Source organism: Exiguobacterium sp. QJM3NY_9, assembly GCF_056173545.1.
On the sequence record NZ_CM149679.1, the window covers coordinates 1,273,035 to 1,290,619 of the forward strand.

General features: G+C 49.1%; 19 protein-coding genes. 17 read left to right on the plus strand and 2 right to left on the minus strand.

Annotated elements, in window-relative coordinates; all coding sequences use genetic code 11:
* Positions 1–78: 78 nt before the first annotated feature.
* From AC0VYQ_RS06330 to AC0VYQ_RS06375, 10 genes are all read left to right on the plus strand, one after another.
* Positions 79–1,200 (plus strand): exonuclease SbcCD subunit D, encoded by a 1,122-nt coding sequence (locus AC0VYQ_RS06330; RefSeq protein WP_475404494.1) that lies wholly within the window; start codon positions 79–81, stop codon positions 1,198–1,200.
* The gene (locus AC0VYQ_RS06335) at positions 1,182–4,193 is read left to right on the plus strand and encodes an AAA family ATPase (protein ID WP_475404495.1); all 3,012 of its coding nucleotides are present in this window, start codon (positions 1,182–1,184) and stop codon (positions 4,191–4,193) included. Before AC0VYQ_RS06330 ends, AC0VYQ_RS06335 begins: the two co-directional genes overlap by 19 nt.
* Positions 4,194–4,205: 12 nt before the next feature.
* Positions 4,206–4,997, plus strand: coding sequence for an AAC(3) family N-acetyltransferase (locus tag AC0VYQ_RS06340; RefSeq protein ID WP_475404496.1), 792 nt, complete (start codon positions 4,206–4,208; stop codon positions 4,995–4,997).
* A 59-nt stretch (positions 4,998–5,056) separates the two neighbouring features.
* Entirely contained in the window at positions 5,057–5,794 is a 738-nt protein-coding gene (locus AC0VYQ_RS06345) for a Bax inhibitor-1/YccA family protein (protein ID WP_475404497.1), read from the plus strand.
* A 473-nt stretch (positions 5,795–6,267) separates the two neighbouring features.
* On the plus strand, positions 6,268–6,612 hold the full coding sequence (locus tag AC0VYQ_RS06350; RefSeq protein ID WP_214769628.1) for a PadR family transcriptional regulator: 345 nt from the start codon (positions 6,268–6,270) through the stop codon (positions 6,610–6,612).
* The gene (locus tag AC0VYQ_RS06355; protein WP_475404498.1) at positions 6,602–7,351 is read left to right on the plus strand and encodes a permease prefix domain 1-containing protein; all 750 of its coding nucleotides are present in this window, start codon (positions 6,602–6,604) and stop codon (positions 7,349–7,351) included. Before AC0VYQ_RS06350 ends, AC0VYQ_RS06355 begins: the two co-directional genes overlap by 11 nt.
* Positions 7,352–7,369: 18 nt before the next feature.
* Entirely contained in the window at positions 7,370–8,128 is a 759-nt protein-coding gene (locus AC0VYQ_RS06360; protein WP_475404499.1) for an ABC transporter permease, read from the plus strand.
* On the plus strand, positions 8,125–9,543 hold the full coding sequence (locus AC0VYQ_RS06365) for a hypothetical protein (protein WP_475404500.1): 1,419 nt from the start codon (positions 8,125–8,127) through the stop codon (positions 9,541–9,543). Before AC0VYQ_RS06360 ends, AC0VYQ_RS06365 begins: the two co-directional genes overlap by 4 nt.
* A 12-nt stretch (positions 9,544–9,555) precedes the next feature.
* Positions 9,556–10,188, plus strand: a complete 633-nt coding sequence (locus tag AC0VYQ_RS06370; RefSeq protein ID WP_475404501.1) for an ABC transporter ATP-binding protein — start codon at positions 9,556–9,558, stop codon at positions 10,186–10,188.
* A 101-nt stretch (positions 10,189–10,289) separates the two neighbouring features.
* On the plus strand, positions 10,290–10,505 hold the full coding sequence (locus AC0VYQ_RS06375) for a hypothetical protein (RefSeq protein ID WP_214767553.1): 216 nt from the start codon (positions 10,290–10,292) through the stop codon (positions 10,503–10,505).
* Between the two features lie 102 nt (positions 10,506–10,607).
* On the opposite strand, the gene AC0VYQ_RS06380 is transcribed toward AC0VYQ_RS06375, so the two are convergent.
* The gene (locus AC0VYQ_RS06380; RefSeq protein WP_475404742.1) at positions 10,608–10,913 is read right to left on the minus strand and encodes a hypothetical protein; all 306 of its coding nucleotides are present in this window, start codon (positions 10,911–10,913) and stop codon (positions 10,608–10,610) included.
* Between the two features lie 123 nt (positions 10,914–11,036).
* On the opposite strand from AC0VYQ_RS06380, the gene AC0VYQ_RS06385 reads away from it, so the two are divergent.
* The 4 genes from AC0VYQ_RS06385 (at position 11,037) to AC0VYQ_RS06400 (ending at position 14,052) form a co-directional block, all read left to right on the plus strand.
* Positions 11,037–11,780 (plus strand): nuclease-related domain-containing protein, encoded by a 744-nt coding sequence (locus tag AC0VYQ_RS06385; RefSeq protein ID WP_235195228.1) that lies wholly within the window; start codon positions 11,037–11,039, stop codon positions 11,778–11,780.
* 80 nt (positions 11,781–11,860) lie between these two features.
* The gene (locus AC0VYQ_RS06390; RefSeq protein ID WP_475404502.1) at positions 11,861–12,463 is read left to right on the plus strand and encodes a VanZ family protein; all 603 of its coding nucleotides are present in this window, start codon (positions 11,861–11,863) and stop codon (positions 12,461–12,463) included.
* A gap of 65 nt (positions 12,464–12,528) precedes the next feature.
* On the plus strand, positions 12,529–12,951 hold the full coding sequence (locus AC0VYQ_RS06395; RefSeq protein ID WP_475404503.1) for a MarR family winged helix-turn-helix transcriptional regulator: 423 nt from the start codon (positions 12,529–12,531) through the stop codon (positions 12,949–12,951).
* 72 nt (positions 12,952–13,023) lie between these two features.
* Positions 13,024–14,052, plus strand: coding sequence for an ABC transporter permease (locus AC0VYQ_RS06400; RefSeq protein ID WP_475404504.1), 1,029 nt, complete (start codon positions 13,024–13,026; stop codon positions 14,050–14,052).
* Positions 14,053–14,095: 43 nt separating this feature from the next.
* Here AC0VYQ_RS06400 and AC0VYQ_RS06405 read toward each other — a convergent pair whose 3' ends face one another.
* Positions 14,096–14,737 (minus strand): SDR family oxidoreductase, encoded by a 642-nt coding sequence (locus tag AC0VYQ_RS06405; RefSeq protein ID WP_214769612.1) that lies wholly within the window; start codon positions 14,735–14,737, stop codon positions 14,096–14,098.
* Between the two features lie 207 nt (positions 14,738–14,944).
* Between AC0VYQ_RS06405 and AC0VYQ_RS06410 the strand changes: the two genes are divergently transcribed.
* From AC0VYQ_RS06410 to AC0VYQ_RS06420, 3 genes are all read left to right on the plus strand, one after another.
* Positions 14,945–15,766: a transporter substrate-binding domain-containing protein gene (locus AC0VYQ_RS06410; RefSeq protein WP_214893584.1), complete on the plus strand. Its 822-nt coding sequence runs from the start codon at positions 14,945–14,947 to the stop codon at positions 15,764–15,766.
* A gap of 109 nt (positions 15,767–15,875) precedes the next feature.
* The gene (locus tag AC0VYQ_RS06415) at positions 15,876–16,799 is read left to right on the plus strand and encodes an ATP-binding cassette domain-containing protein (protein ID WP_029333452.1); all 924 of its coding nucleotides are present in this window, start codon (positions 15,876–15,878) and stop codon (positions 16,797–16,799) included.
* Position 16,800: 1 nt separating this feature from the next.
* Positions 16,801–17,568, plus strand: coding sequence for an ABC transporter permease (locus AC0VYQ_RS06420; protein ID WP_475404505.1), 768 nt, complete (start codon positions 16,801–16,803; stop codon positions 17,566–17,568).
* The last annotated feature ends 17 nt before the right edge of the window (positions 17,569–17,585 follow it).

Sequence of the window (17,585 nt, forward strand, 5' to 3'; positions counted from 1 at the left end):
GGCGGACGAGAGTCGTCATTGCCGTTTCAGACGTGCTAAACTAAACTTAATATATTAGTAAAGTGAGGGTGAGGAAACATGAAGTGGATTCATACAGCGGATTGGCATTTAGGAAAAATCGTCCACGGCGAATCGATGATTGAAAATCAACGCGCCGCGCTCGAAGCATTTTTAGCGTTACTCGACCGGGAACGTCCGGACGCGGTTGTCATTGCGGGCGACTTATATGATCGCGCCGTCCCACCGACCGAGGCGGTCGAACTGCTCGACGCGACACTCGCGGACATCGTCCTCGACCGCGGGATTCCGGTCATCGCGATCAGCGGTAACCACGATTCGGCGGAACGGCTCAGTTTCGCGACGACCCTTCTCGAACGGTCAGGTCTGCATCTCGCCGGTAAATTAACACCGGTGATTGAACCAATCGAGATTAAAGGCGTCAAGTTTTACCCGGTCCCGTTCGCAGATCCGGCCATCGTCCGTTACATCTATCAGGACGACACGATTCGGAATCATGACGAAGCGATGCGAAAAATCATCGAACCCTTAACGATTACAGGACCAAGCGTCCTCGTCGGTCATGCCTTCGTCATCGGTGGACTCGAGACCGACTCGGAGCGTCAACTGTCGGTCGGGACGGCAGGGCAAATCAGTGCCAGTACGTTTGCCCCGTTCACCTATACGGCGCTCGGTCACCTACATAACCCGCTCGCGATTCGTTCCGAGACGATTCGTTACAGTGGCTCGCTGCTGAAATATTCGTTTTCGGAAGCGAATCACGTCAAAGGGGTCGATATCCTGACCCTCAATGCGGCAGGAACGTTTGACCGCCGGTTTGAACCGATTGCTCCGCGGCGTGATTTACGGGAGTTGACGGGAACGCTCGCCGAATTGATGGATCCGACGTTCGTCGCGACACAATCGACGGACGACTACATCAAAATCAACTTGACGGACGCGGAAGCGTTGATTGATCCGATGGGTAAGCTGAAAAAAGTTTATCCGAACATCCTGCATCTCGAGCGGACCGGTTTTACTAGGGAGAGCACACGATCCGTCCAAGCATCGCGCGACCAGGTCAAGACGGCGACGCTAACCGATTTATTCAGTGAATTTTATGAAGCAGTCCGGGAAAAACGACCGACGGATGCGATGCAGACCGTCTTAGAGGAGGAAGCGACATGCGGCCAGAACGATTGACCTTACGGGCGTTCGGCCCGTTCGCAGAAGAACAGACGATTGATTTCACGGCACTCGCCGGACGGACGATGTTCGTCATTTCCGGTAATACGGGAGCCGGCAAAACGACGATTTTTGATGCCTTGACGTTTGCCCTATACGGGGAGACGTCAGGCGGCGAACGGGAGATGACGGATTTACGGAGTCATTTCGCGCGAGCTGATGTCAAAACGGAAGTCGAACTGGAATTTTTACTGAAAGGTGAACGCTATCGTGTGATTCGCCAACCGAGCCAACCGCATCCCGTCAACAAGACGGACTATGCGCACGAAGCGGAACTGGCACGGTTCGACGGGACGGCGTGGCAACCGCTCGCCGTCAAAATCCCGGAAGTCAAGCAACGGGTTCAAAGTCTGTTGCAGCTCGACCATAAACAGTTTTCGCAAATTTTGCTGTTGCCGCAAAATAAATTCCGGGAGCTGTTGATGGCGGAGTCAAAAGACAAACTGCAAATCCTGAAGCAACTGTTCAAGACGGAGCAGTACGGTGAGTTCCAGCAACGCTTGCACCGGAAAGCACTCGATCTTGCAGCCGCGATCAAGGAGACAAAAACGAAACAGCTCGCAAAACTTGAGGAATTGCCGTTAGAAGTCGATTGGGTCAATCAAAACGAGACGACGATTCGGAGCGTGACGGATGAATTGTTAGCATCGCTCGATGAAACGATCACTGCCGCCAAAACAGTCGAACAGCAGGCGCGTCAAGACGTCAATCAGGTCAGCGAACGCTTCCGCCAGGCGGAACAACTCGAACAAGCCTTCGTCGAACATGAACGGCTGTCACGACTCGAGCAAGAACTCGCCGTGACGTTACCCGACATCACGCGACAAGCGAACCGGTATGAGATTGCGACACGGGCCGCGGCCATCACGGGACGATACGATGCCTTCTTGTCAGAGCAGCAGACGGTCGTCCGCCTGGAGACGGCGCAAACGCAATTGACGTCAGAACTGACGACGTTGCAAGGACGTCTTGACCAAATCACCGGTCAAGCGGAACAGTTAGCGAGTCGCGAACAGGAAATCCGTGACGGGGCCCGACGGATTGACCAAATCGAGACGGAATTGAAGCAACTGCGCGAACAGGAACACCTGCAACAAAAACAAAAAAGTTTAGCGGAGGACGTCGCACGCCTGAACCCGCAAGCATTACTGACAGAGCGTGAGACCAAACGTGCCGAACGGACCCGCATCCAAGCAGAACTCGCGGCACTGGCTGACGTCTCGGACACGCAACTGACGTTGCAGGAACGGCGCTTCAGCCTTCAGACTCTCGAACAAAAGCGGCTCGAGTGGCAACGGAGTGAAACGGAACGGCAACAATTGATTGAACGCGGGACCCGTGTCCGGAAAGAGAAGGATGTAGCGGAAGCGGCCTATGCGGAAGGGCGGCGAAAAGAACGGATGCAACTCGCGTCCGAGCTTGCAGAACATCTGCACGACGGGGAAGCGTGTCCCGTTTGCGGGAGCCGTGAGCACCCGGAACCAGCGGTGAAGACACAACTGGATGACGTCGAAGCGTTGCATCAATTGTATTTAAAAGCGCAGACGGCCCACCAGGAATTACAGGCGACGTACCGGACAATGGTCGAACGGAAACGACAACTCGAGCACGATATCGCAACACTCGGGCAAGAACAGACGCTGCCGACGGAACTCGATTTGATTCGGACGGAAATCAACCGCCTCGTCGCAGCAGAAGCAGAACAAAAACAGCAACAAGATAAAAAACGTCAGCTCGAACAACGCTTGCGGACGCTCGAAACAGAACTCGAGACGCTGACAAGTCAAATCGATCAGCAACTCGCGGCACAAGGGAAACTCGAACTTGAGCTTGCCCGACTCGAGGCATTGCTGACGAAAGCAGGCGGGCCGTCGGCGTCGAAAACAGTTCTCGAACAGGAACAACAGACACTGCAGGCGAAACAGACACAATATGAAACCGACCGAGTGACGGTCGATCAACAAAAAAATCAACTCAATCGGGAAGTCGCAGAACGACAGGGACGCCTTCAACACATTACCGAAGAGGCGACGACACATGTTGCAGCGCGGACGCAAGCGAAGGCTGACTTGGAACAGGCCTTGTCGGAAGAGCATTTTGAGACGTTAGAACAATTCGAACAGGCGCGATTGTCCCGGCAGGAGATGCAACAACTCGCAGCGATGCTTGAAGCGGATCGTGTCAAGCGCCAGGAAGTCGCGACAGGACTCGAACGCTTGAAACAACAAATCAATGCTGCGGCACGTCCGGATCTTGCGCATTTACGGACGCTTGTCGAAACAGCGGAAGGACGCTTGGCGGAAGCGACAGACCAACGTGTCGGTGCCGAGAAGGAACACATCCATGTCAAACAGCTGATCGATGCCTGGGCGACGCTCCAACAAACGATTGAAGTCGAGGACGCCCGGTACGGGATCATCGGGGAGCTGGCACGGGTCGGAGTTGGTGAAAATGCGCAACGGATGACGTTCGAAACCTACGTCCAGACGGCGTACTTCGATGAGATTCTCCAGGCGGCGAACCGCCACTTGACGGAGATGACGTCAGGTCGCTTCCAGCTCGAGCGGAAGACGGAAGCCGGTAAAGGCTTGAAGAAGTATGGACTCGATCTGAATGTTTTTGATGCTTATACGTCACAGACACGGCATGTCAAAACATTGTCCGGTGGCGAAAGCTTTAAAGCGTCGCTTGCGCTCGCGCTTGGTCTCTCGGAAGTCGTCCAAGAAGCGAGTGGCGGCGTTTCCCTTGAAACGATGTTCATCGATGAAGGATTCGGGACACTCGACCCCGAGTCGCTCGAACAAGCGATCGAGACGTTACTGTCGATTCAAGCGAGCGGACGGATGGTCGGGATCATCAGCCACGTCCAGGAGCTGAAGTCACGGGTCGATGCTAAAATTGAAGTCACGCAAGGAAAAACAGGCTCGACGATACAGCTTGTCGTTGAATAAGGAGTGAGACGGATGGAAGTCAATCAAATGGTAACGAAGTCGGATTTAATCCGCGACCTGAAACAGCTCGGGGTCGAACCGGGGATGAAAGTGTTCGTGCACAGTGCGATGAAACAGATTGGCTGGGTTCCGGGCGGGGCGCAAGCGGTCATCGAAGCTGTCCAGGAAGTCGTCACCGAGACGGGCTTAATCATGATGGCGACACAAAGTACCGATAACTCGGACCCGAAAAACTGGAGTCGTCCTGCCGTACCGGAGGAGTGGTGGGAGACGGTCCGTCAAGAAATGCCGGCGTATGATAAACGGAAGACGCCGACGCGGAGCGTCGGCAAAGTGCCGGAATTGTTCCGGACATTTCCGGATGTCGAGCGCAGCGACCACCCGATGTGGTCGGTCGCAGCCTGGGGCAAAGGAGCAGCAGAGTTCGTTGCTGATCATACGCTCGAGAACGGATTCGGTCCCGGATCACCGATTGAACGGTTCATCGAGGCGGACGGTCACATTCTGCATATCGGCTCACCGTGGGATTCGACGACGGTCTGGCATTATGCCGAGTATGGGATTGAGCGTCCGGACATCGAGAGCGGGTGTAAAATCAAGCGAGGCGATGACGAAGAGTTCGTTCACTACTGGCACCGCTTGATTGACAGTGAACCGTTTGGTCCAATTGGTGAAGGGTTCACGGACGAACCGTTCGTCACGAGCGGAAAAATCGGTCGTGCGACGTCGCACCTCGTTTCTGCCAAAGAATCGATTCCCGTCGTCATGTTCCAGCTGAGTGCTTTAAATAGCTGGTTAAGCTGAAACTTTTTCGGGAACGATTCGTAATAAGACACAGAGAAATTAAAAGGAGTGAACGCAAGATGGCATCACGATTTAAAGTTAACCCAGCGCTGCGCCGAGGTTTTGAGACGGCACGCGCTGGCGAACGGTCGATGACGAAAAGTGGGACGATGAGTAAGATTTTCTTAATGCTCGCCCTCGTCACGGCAGCAGCTGGAGGAACATGGTTCTTTTTAGCCGCGAATCCGCAATTTTTATTCCCGGCTTTGATTGGCGGGATCGTCCTCGGACTGATCCTTGCTCTCGTCATCACCTTTAAACCGGCTACGGCACCTGTTCTTTCACCGGTCTATGCGCTTGTCGAAGGGATCGCAGTCGGTGCGATTTCCTTAATGTTTGAAAGCATGTACCCAGGCATCGTCGGAAAAGCCGTCGTCGCGACGTTCGTCGTATCGTTCGCGATGTGGTTCGTCTATACGACCGGCATGATTAAAGTGACACAACGGTTCCGTTCCGCTGTTACGGCAGCGATCCTCTCTATTCTCGTCTTGTACGGTGTCAATTTCCTGCTCGCCTTATTCGGTGTCGACCTCCCGTTCATGACAGGAAGCTCGCCGCTCGCGATCGGGATTCAGTTTGTAATCGTCATCGTCGCCTCGCTGTCACTCGTGATGGACTTCGACTTCATCTCGCGTCAAGTCGAGGCACGGGCACCGAAGTCAATGGAATGGGTCGCCGCGTTCGGTTTAATCGTGACGATCATCTGGCTGTATATCGAGTTACTCGATTTATTGTATCGTTTAGCCGCGCGTGACTAAAACCTGTTTAACACATCGTTTCCGTTTTGGCGGAGACGGTGTTTTTTATGAAAAGTTGCTGGGCAAATGCTTTTTTCGATAGAAGTCACGAGCAGCTGAGGGTTTTGGTAAGGTGCCATGACGGTAAAAATATTAGTGGTCATCATATGTATTAGAATTCACTAGGGCGTTTAATTGTAATTTGAGCATCGTTTCCGTTTTGACGGGTACGGTGCTTTTTTGATAAAGCGTTGCTGGGCAAATGCTTTTTTCTTCCCGTGCTTTCCTCGGGCGAGGCGCAAGCCGTTGCTCCTTGTTCCTAACGGACAAGGAGCAGGGTCTCGCCAGCCTCTGACAGCGCAAGAAACCTTGCGCTTTTTCCCGTAGGAGTCACGAGAAGCAAAGCATTTAGGGTATCATGCTTCATTTTTAAATAGTACCTTGCATTATAGAGTACATTGTTTTACATTGTATGTAAGAGGTGGTGGGATAAGATGGAAATTGATAAAGAGCTGTTAAAAGGGCATATCGACACCTTGATTTTAGCGTTATTAGTCGACAAGGACCGTTACGGCTATGAAATTGCAAAAGAAGTTCGTGAAAAAAGCGCCGATGCATTCGAATTAAAAGAAGGAACACTTTATCTTTCACTGAAGCGACTGGAAAAGAAAACAGCCGTCATCTCGTACTGGAGTGACGAAGCGGCCGGTGGGGCACGCCGTAAGTATTACCACCTGACGGACGAAGGGCAAGCGTTACTACGGACGAAACGGCAGGAATGGCAAGTCGTCAAACGATTGATGGATCAATTTTTAGGGGGGGACAACGATGATAAATGAGTATGTCGATCGGCTTTATCGTACAGCTGATCCGGAGTTGCCGGAAACAAGGGAGCTAAAAGACGAAACGCGGCAACACCTGGAAGAAACCGTTTCTGAGCTGGTATCAGATGGGTATGCGCAACAATTAGCGATGAAGATAGCGATCGAGCGCTTTGGTGGCGAAGAACAGTCGCAGGCGTTGATTCAAGAATTGCAACTGGTGCAAAAGCTATTCGCAAAACAGATTTTGCGTGCCGGGATGATCATGTTGGTGTTGAGTCTGATGTGCGGGATTAGTGGATTTATCGTCCGTAGCATGACGGATATGAATCAGCAAAACATTCTGTATCAACTAGAGGACGAATGGCGAACCGTGGATACAGCAACACTCAAGAACATCGTGCAACAAAACAAGATGGTGACAGGCGCTCGTATCTCCAGTCTGTCTGAAACGCGTATTACGGTAGAACAAAGTTATCAACAATACTTCCCACCCTTGCTGACACCGTTTCTCACGACAAAAATGACAGCAGCACCGGACGAGGGATGGCAGGTGGAACTTGATGTGATTGATACAGTCGTCATCGGACTGGCGCTTGCATTAATTGGGTTATCCGCGGCACATGTCCTGTTTGCAATCTGGATTATCATTCAGCGGCACCGGACGGACCGGTTGTCGCGAACGGCGACCGTCTTGTCGGTCGTGATTCCAGCGCTCAGCATCTTGTTGTATTATGTAACGAAAAAACGACCATAACCGAAGGAGGAGAGGCAGTTGCAATACATCATTTGGACAGAACTAAAACGAAGTGGGACTCGGAGGATGCTGTTTATGGCATTGCTGCTTCCGCTGATAATCCTATTGCAGTTTAACCAAGTCCGAGCCGGATACGTGTTCGAGTCGTGGCACGGCGTATTTGAAGAATCAGCTGGGACAATTATCGCAATTACGTTTCCATTACTCTGCTGTGTGCTGTACTTGCCGACGGTCGCCCGTGAAATCGACCATCAGTTCATCCGGTACGCTCGGACCCGTGTTTCGCTAAGGGACTACCTCATTGCCAAAGGAGTCGTCAACGCCTTGATCACGTTTACCGTCTTTTTTGTGACGATTCTCGGCTGGATGGTGTTTCTACGTTACGTCGAGCCTCTGTTACACTGGATGACGTATGAGCAGGATATCGAATCGTTGACGACGTTCACGCAAGTCTTCACGACCGATGGCATCTATATGCTTGCATACGCGGGATGGGTCGGACTGAACGCAGTAGTATATGCGACGATTGCTTATTTGGTATTGATTCTGTTCGGAAATTTGTTTATGGCGATCGGCATTCCGTTTTTGTTTTATCATCTGTTGAACTTTGCGACAGGTTTACTCAGCATTGCCCGATTTTCACCGATCAGTACGATTTTTCCATTTAACATCACCGCGATGCCGCTGTGGACAATTTTTGTTCCGTTTAGTGTTCTCGGGTTGATGTTGCTCGGTCTGATGATCACGGGGATGAAGCGAACGGAGTGGGAACTGTGAGTCGGATTACTTACGCGGTTTGTTGGCTTCAAGTAACATTCTTCGCCTGTTTCTGGATGTATCAGGATCAACGGGAAGCACTTGATAAAGGAATCGTGTTTAATCAATGGGATTTGCTGACGGCGGTGACGATGAATACATACCTATTGATGTACGACATCTTATTGCTCGTAATCGTATTGGCAGTTGTTCGGGTACGAACGGATTTAAGGGACTTCCGTTTGATTCGCTTCCGAAATACGCGGACCGCCATATTCGATAGTACTAAACGGTTCGGTAAATCGTGGGCGACCGGACTGTTGTTGTATGTGATTGTCGGATATCTGTTCGCACTTCAGGCGCCGCCTGAAACGAATTGGAGTCTTGCGGCACGGGCAGGACAAGTGTTTTACATCCCGAAAGACTCGGTGTTTCTTAGCATGCCGCCGCTCCTCGCTCATTTTTTACAACTCGGCTTTTTATTTGTCGGCGGTCTGCTGATTCATTTGCTGCTCGGTCTAGTCTATGTGCTGACGAAACGAACTCAAGTCCTGTATCTGACGGGTGTGCTTGGCTTTGTCTGGACTACTATTGCGTTTCAGTCAGGTATTTCTGCCAACTTGTTTTTGCTGTTGTCGTTACCGGCAATGATTGCGCATCAGGCATTCCAAGATTGGTTAGGATTGATTGTTCTCCTGACAGTCGTTTTGCTGCTGCTTGATCGTCCGTTTCAATTGCCGCGGCAGTTTACTGCAAGTAGTATGTACATCGCATGTTGCCTGTTGATTTTGCTCGTTCAGCCAACAGGACAAACGTATGGTGATTATTTGCTGACAGTGTTCAGCGGTGTCCGTTCCGACAGTTTCTCACTGCAGGCATATTTGAACCATGCCGTCTTATTTTTTGGTTATACATACCTATTGACGCAGCGTTTTGAGCGAGATGTCATCGATCAAGGACTTTATCACATCATCCGGCACCGGTCGTTGAATCGATGGTTTTCGAAACAATTGGCGTGGCTTTTTGTGACGGCAACAGGGACGGTCATCGGTCTCGTCAGTTTAGCGACACTTTTTGCATTTTTACGGGGCGTCGAGTGGACGACAGAGGTGAACGGTTTGTCAGTTGATCTCGCGACGATTCTTTACCAGACGATCATCAACGGGACACTCCAACTCATCGTGTACGGATTGATTCTGTTTTTGGTCTTGTACTGGACGCGCGAAGCCGTTCAAGGGATTTACTGGATTGGGGGAGGGATGGTCGCACTGTTACCACTCGTTCAAAACGACTGGATTCCGATTGGACGAAACGGAACAGTTCAATTGCTCGATCATTCCGCTTACACGATCAGTCTCCAACTAGTTGGAGCAAGCCTCTTCGTTTATATCATCATCCAGTTCGTTTTCAAAAAACACGTCCGGACAAATCATTAAGGGGGAAATATGATGATTACATTAACGAACGTCAGCAAACAATATAAAGGACATGAATTATTTCACGACCTGAACGCCTCGTTCGAACTGGGAAAGATTTACGGGATAACGGGTGTCAACGGGTCCGGTAAGTCCGTGTTATTTAAGATGTTATGCGGGTTTGTCTTTCCGGACGCGGGCACGATTGAAGTCGACGGACAAATCTTGACGGGGAAACACCGCTTTCCGAAAGACTTCGGCATCTTAATTGAACGACCGGGCTATATCGGTCAACTGGATGGATTCAGGAATTTAAAGGAACTCGCCCGGATTCAAAATAAAGTCGATGATGTGACGATTCGCCGGGCGATGGAACAAGTCGGACTGGCACCGAATTTGACCCAAAAGGTCAAACATTATTCGCTCGGAATGAAGCAAAAACTTGGAATCGCGCAAGCCATCATGGAAAATCAACAAGTCTTGTTACTCGATGAGCCGTTTAATGCACTCGATGCAGAAAGTGTCGAGCGAATTCGGACAATGCTGATCCAGTATAAAAATGACGGTCGAACGATTTTCTTGACGAGCCATCATCAACAAGACATCGATTTGTTATGTGACGAAGTCTATCAGATACATGATGCAAAGTTGAAAAAAGTAAATTAATTATCAAATTGTCAACATTGGATATTTTTGTAACAATGGATAGGTTGAAGAAAGTAATCGCTAACGCGTTTGACTGACAAATCGAAGAAGGGAAGAATGACATGGATTTAATCTTCATGATGAAGGAACGGCTCGGTCTATTTGCATTTTTATTCGGATTCCTACTCCTGAACGCCCTGCTCCTCGTGGCAATTTGGAAAGTAAAAGTTCAGCTGCCAAAACCGTTGTTGGTTCTGTTGACGATGTGTTGTACGTTTTTCATCTTTGCGACGATTGGTTTCATCGTCAGCACGTTATCATTTGGATATAATTCATAATGATGTTTAAATTATGACAATAATTGAAGTAAAGCAAATAATTTATCCACCGAATTAAACAGGCAAACTTTCCACTCACTTAGGGAAGGTTTGCCTGTCTTTTTAGTTTGATGAATCAAAATGAAGAGAATCGACATACTGCTTAGCTTCGAGTAATGAATAACCAAGTTGATTTCGGACTAGTTTAACAGCTTCCACCATTTGATCCTCTTGAAGAAGGTGTTTAACTTGATGTTGGAGTTTAACCTCATCCGCATCTACTCCCGGCATTCCAAGGTGAATTTGAATACGTTTAATTTCCTTCATTAATTGCTGTTGCTGGATCCGCTGCTTGGCTAGTTGTTGTGAAATTGATTGCCAGATGATGGCAAGAAACAAGACGGGCAACCATGTGAATAAAGCATCCATCAATGCATCCACCTCCTTTTGTTCACCGTAGCATAGACTGTACCATGTAACAAATAGTGGAAAAGTCATAAGAATACGTTTATTCTTAATAAGTGGTAAATAAAGGTTTTTTAGGTGGAGGGAATGAAAAAAGTGGAAAAAATCATTGTATCGTTAATTCCGTTGTTAGTCCTCATAGGTGGTGTCATGTTCGGTGGTTTCGTCGTGACGCTCTCAAGTCTGTATTACTTACGGCGCCGCTCATTTGAACGAAGTACATATAAGCAAGTAACACAAGAACGATTCCTCAAAGCGGTCCGTGACAAAGGGCTGTGGGGCGAGTATTTGACGACACGCCAACTAGAAAAGATCGACGGATACGGAAAGTTTGTCATCAATACATATGTACCAAAAGCACGGGGGAAAGGCCTGACGGAAATCGACGTCACGTTCATTCATGAGAGCGGGATTTACGTCCTCGAATCGAAAAACTACAGCGGCTGGATTTTCGGGAAAGAAGCGGACCGCCAGTGGACACAGATGTTCAAGAATCGGTTCAAGCAAAAATTCTACAACCCGATCAAACAAAATGAACAGCACTTGAAGAGTCTTCAAAAGTTTTTGTCTGAAACGGTTGAGGCAGATGTTTTTAAATCACTGATCGTCTTCAGTGAACGGTGCGAACTGAAGAAAATCACGGTCGATTCGAGCCATGTCCATGTCATCAAGCGGAATGAGTTACGCCGGACCATCAATAAACTGGCGACGGTTAATCGTTTGACGCCAGCACAAGTCGATAACGTTTACGAGGAGCTCAAGCAACGGTCACAAGTCGATCAAATGATTAAAGACGCGCATATCGAATCGATAAAATCGTTTACGTCGTAAATGTAACTTCGTTCTTACTATAATGTCGAAGTTAATCGAATAAAATGAGCATTTTTATTAAAGAAAGGACTACCTTTTGCATGTTGACCTTCGAACTTCCTTGTTTTTTGATGATTACGATCTGTTTACTTATTCTTTCTTATCGCGTTAGACACGGTAAAATTTCAGGACGACGCTTTAGTTACTGGATGATATTTTCCGTTTATCTTGCCGGCGTCGTGTCACTTACGTTATTCCCATTACCCGTTCAACGAAGTTTGATTGATGATGTAATTCGTGAACAGCATGGGGAACAGCATAACTTCATTCCGTTCAAACTGCTACTTGATACGGTAATGTCAGGACAAGGCGAAGCTTTTTTGATCCAGGTCATGGGAAATGTTCTTTTGTTTGTACCGTTAGGAATCTTTTTGTTAGTTCTCTATCCGATGATGAAGCGACGGAACGTCATCATGCTGGGGTTGTTGATGAGCGTAGGCATTGAATCGACTCAAGCGATAATAGGTCTGTTCCTCGGCTACAATTACCGTAGTTTTGACGTCGATGATTTGTGGTTGAACACATTAGGAACGGCGTTCGGCGTGCTAATCATATCTGGATTTTTGAAAAGGATCCGTTCCGCTAACCAGAAAAATAGAAACATCGACGATTCAAGAAAGGTCATTGACAACTCCTCTTCCTGACCGGTATAGTGAGTAAGTCGAAATAATAAGTAGTGCAACTATTTATCGGGAAGAAGGGGAAGCATGTGAAGGAAGTCGATTGGTCGCTTGGCATGCAGCTGTCGCGCAGCTATCATTCATTTAAACGGGCGGCGACGAAGCGGATGGACGTGCACGGTCTGACACCGGAACAACTCTCTGTCTTAAGTGAATTGCATAAGCAAGAAGGTGTTTCCCAAAAACAGTTAGCGCTCGTGACGGAACGGGATCAAACGACAGTTGGGAAGATTCTTGATAAGCTTGTCAAAAAAGGGTTCGTCATGCGAACGTCTGATCCGAGAGATCGCCGTGCGTTCATTCTTTTGACAACAAAAGAGGGTGTCCACGTGCTTGAATTGCTTGAACCGACGCTTGATGCGTTGCAAGAACAAGCGTTTCAAGGGCTGACGAAAGCGGAGATTGAACACTTCATTCAGACGCTTGAAACCATTCACAAAAATGTGACGTGAGTGGTTTTCTTTTTTGATTAAATAGTTGCACATGCTATTATAAGCAATGCATATAAAAAGGGGATACAAAAAATGAAGACAATGAAAGACGTATTTGCAATCACACAAACAAAAGTCGGGCTGATGTTCGCCCTCGTCGTACCGGTTCTCTTCCTCGTCGTCTGGATGACAGGGTACCAGGGTGCGACGGAACGACTGGATCAATTACGCGTCGCGGTCGTGGCGGATCAAGGCTCAGCAGACTTCTATCAACAGTTCAAAGCTGAAAGTCCGTTTACCGTCTCGCAAGTCAATTCAACAGAAGCCGGACTGAAGCAACTTGACCAGGGCGACGTCGAAATGGTCCTCGTCGCCGACTTGACGAATGAACGGCACTTGACGTTCCACGTCAACCAAGCCAATGCAGAGTTCGCTAATGGAATCTTGAAACAGGGAGCGGGACAAATCGTCAATCAACTGAATGGAGACGTCCCGTTCACATCCGATATCATCATCGAACATCACGTGTCAGAATTCTCGACGTCGATGTTACCGATCATCCTTGGCTTCGTCATTTACATCGCTGTCATGACGATGGGGATTCAGTTTAATCTCGTGACGCAAATTCTTCAGAAGCAACATCAAAAGTGGTCGCTCTTTTGGAGTAAACAATTGTTGCATGGCATCGTTCTTGTCGTCGTTCCACTCGTCATGGTAACGATTGCCTTCTTGTTCTCGGATAGTGCAGCATCCTTTTTAAAAGTCTGGGGATTCCAAGTCTTATTAACAGCAGCCTGTATCAGTGTCACGCAAATGAACTTTGCAATATTTGGACCAATCGCGCCGCTCGTCAACGTCGCGTTGATTCCGTTCCAGTTGATGACGGCAGGAAATATCGTGCCACCATCGATGCTCGCACCGTTCTATCAGTCGCTCGGTCAGTTTCTTCCCGTCCCGAATGCAGTCGCAGGACTGACACGATTAATTTACTTTGATGGAGATATCTCGAAGTATGCCTTTAACCTGGTAATCATTTTAATTGTGACGTTAGGCATTACGTTGATCGTAACGGCAATCCGTCGCGAACAAGCACACATCGTTGAAGTGAAACAAGCGTCATGAAAAAACGAGCGACCTCCGGAATCGGGGTCGCTCGCTTTTCGTTTTATGCAAATACGTCAGCGATTGGTGTTTCGCCTTCGAGGAGTGTGATCGTTTGACGGGATGCCGTTTCTTGTCCGATTGAAGCAACGATGACGGCTGCGACATCTTCGCGGGCAATTGATTTTGTATCCGCATCAGACGGATCAGTCGTGACGGCACCTGTTCCGGCATCGTCCGATAAACCGCCGGGACGCAAAATCGTATAGTTGAGTTTGCTGTCACGTAACAACCGGTCGGCATAGTGTTTTGCGACATAATACGGTTTCATGCTGTCAGACCAAGTCTCCGGCGAATCGGCGTTCAAGGCACTGACCATGATGAATTGTTTTGCGTTTTGTTGCTCGGCTGCCGCAATTGATTTAGCGGCACCGTCTAAGTCAATCAACATCGTCTTATCGGCACCGGTGTGTCCGCCGGATCCCGCTGTGAAGATGACGACGTCGCTATCTCCGAGTGCGTCCTGGATCGATGCCATGTTCTGCTCGAGATCAAGCAGGACAGGAGTCAGTCCGAGTGCTTCAAAGTCTGAAAACTGGTCAGGTGACCGCAGACCGACGCGGACTTCATGAGTTGAGTCACTCAATTGTTTGGCGACGTGCCGTCCTACTTTCCCGTTCGCTCCGATAATGAATACTTTACTCATCTTACATTCCTCCATTTCGCTAATTGATTCTTTTTTATTATGGAAGAACGGTAAGCCGGAATGCAATCGAGAGGGCTTGGCACAACGCATCGAATGGAACCGATTTGACGAAATAATCAAAAAAATCTTGGATAACATAACGCAATATGATACTGTTTTGAGTATTACACAGAAAAAAGCGTCAGACAGAGAGAGGAAGCGAGCAGAGTGAATAAAAGAGGATTAGCACTTGGAGGAAGTCTGTTGCTTTCTGGTCTATTGGCAGCAACACGATTAAAAGATGTCACCGGTTCGTTCAGTGTCGGGAAACAAAACGTCTTCATGACGAAAAAGATCGTCGTCGGGACGACCGGGGATTATAAACCGTTTACGTACTTGAACCGTCAGACGAATCAATATGAAGGGTTTGATATCGACGTCATCCGCTCGTTTGCCGAGAAAGCCGGACTGGAAGTCGAATTCGTCCCGACGACATGGGGGACGCTGACACGTGACTTACGTGCCGGGAAATTCCATATGGTCGTTGGCGGCGTCACGAAGAACATCGAACGGGAGATCGTCGGCGACTTCACGAAAAGCTATCTATCGTTTCAAAAGACACCTCTTGTCCGCGCTTCCGATCTCGATGTGTTGACATCAATCGAAACAATCAATCGTCCCGATGTGACAATCGGCTTGAATCCGGGCGGTACAAATGAACAGTTTGTCCGGCAGACGTTTGATCAGGCGCATATCGTCATGTATGCGGATAATTTGGCAATTCCGGCGGCAGTCGCGACGGGAGAAGTGGATGTCATGATCACGGATACCGTCGAAGCGATTTATTACGCATCGCTTGATGTCCGGTTAGGTGCCCCGAAAATTAAGGAAAAATGGATTCCGGCCGAAAAAAGTTATCTCATTCAAGATCGGCAAACGGAAGTCCTGGATGTCATGAATCTTTGGATGAACTCCTATGAAGGAAAACAACGGATTGCGCAATTAAAAGACAAGTGGTGTGTCGCTTCGGTCGCACACGACGTGGTATAGAGAATCAAAGCAACGGGCAAATCCATTTGGGGTTTGCCCGTTGTTGTGCTTCAAAAGGGGGTAAAGGTAATGAAGCAACGTAAAGATGGTCTTAGTGCAGAAAGGACGGATGACCGTGATTGAAGTAGAACAGTTGACGAAGGAGTACAACGGGAAAAAAGTAGTCGACCAGATATCGTTTCACGTAAAAAAAGGAGAGATTTTTGCTTTTCTTGGACCGAACGGTGCCGGCAAGTCGACGACGGTTCAAATGCTGACGACGTTGATTGCCGTCTCGTCCGGTCACGCGACGATTAATCAATACGATATCGAACGTGATCAAAAAAACGTCCGGCTCCAAATCGGCGTCGCTCTGCAGGAAACAGGTATCGATAATGATTTGACGGGGCAGGAGTTGCTCGTACTGCAAGGAAAGTTGTTCGGTTTTTCCCAAGAGAAAGCAGTCGAACGAGCCCATGAATTATTGGAGCTTGTTGGTTTAGCAGCAGATGGCAAACGCCGGTCCGGGACGTATTCCGGCGGGATGAAGCGGCGGCTCGACTTGGCACTGACGCTCGTTCACCAACCGACCGTCCTGTTTCTCGATGAACCGACGACGGGTCTTGATCCGGCAAGCCGGTTACAGATTTGGACGGAAGTCCGGCGCTTGAATGAAGAATACGGGACGACGATTTTCTTGACGACACAATACTTGGAAGAAGCGGATCAGCTGGCGGACCGGATCGCGATCATCAATGACGGCAAGTTGATCGCCGAAGGAACAGCGGCAGAACTGAAAGCGATGAACGGAGCTGAACGAATTGAAGTTGTCCTTGAAGACGAATCCGCCAGTGAAGCGTTTCGAGCGGCATTTTCGGGACGGATTGAAAAAGAGACCGTTCTGCTGCCGTCGGATGGAACAGAGACGCTCAAACAAGTCGTCCGCTATTTGGATGACCATCAGCTGACAGCACGATCGCTTGTCGTCAAACAGCCGTCACTCGATGATGTTTTCATTCAGTTGACCGGTCAAGCGTATAAGGAGGACAAGTGACATGTGGCGGGAAACCTTGATTTTGACAAAACGCAGTTTACTCGTGACGTTACGGAATCCGTTCTCATTCATCCCGAATTTAATCATCAGCGTTTTCTTCCTGCTCGTCTATACGAGCGGATTATCCGGCATCTCGAGTCTGCCCCAGTTCGGCGGCGTTGATTACTTGAACTTCATCTTGCCGGTCTCAATCGTCTCCGGTGCAGTCGGTGGGGCAGGGGGTGCCGGGCAGGCGCTCGTCAAAGATATCGAGAGCGGTTACTTCGCACGGTTGCTGTTGACGCCGGTTTCGCGGACGGCGATCGTCCTCGGACCGATGCTTGCGGGGATGTTACAGTTGTTCGTCCAGACGTTGTTAATCTTCGGCATGGGCTTTTTACTCGGACTATCGATTCCAGCCGGAGCCGCCGGATTTTTCTTGACGATCATCCTTGCGCTCGGCTTCGGGCTCGCCTTTGCCGGCTATTCGGTCGGGGTCGCCCTGAAAACACGCAATGCACAGGCGGCGCAGGCCGGGACCTTATTATTTTTCCCGTTGATATTCCTATCGACGACGTTCGTCCCGAAAGACTTGATTGAGGCAGAATGGTTAAAGATTGCTGCGACGATTAACCCGACGACCTACATCATGGAAGGGATGCGGGCGGTCCTACTGCGAAGTACGATTGATTGGACGGCTTTTGCGCAAGGGCTCGCCGTTGCCCTCGTCCTCAGTCTCGCAATGGTTGTATTTGCAGCACTCAACGCGCGAGGTGCACTCAAAAAATAATGAAAAACACCTCGAAT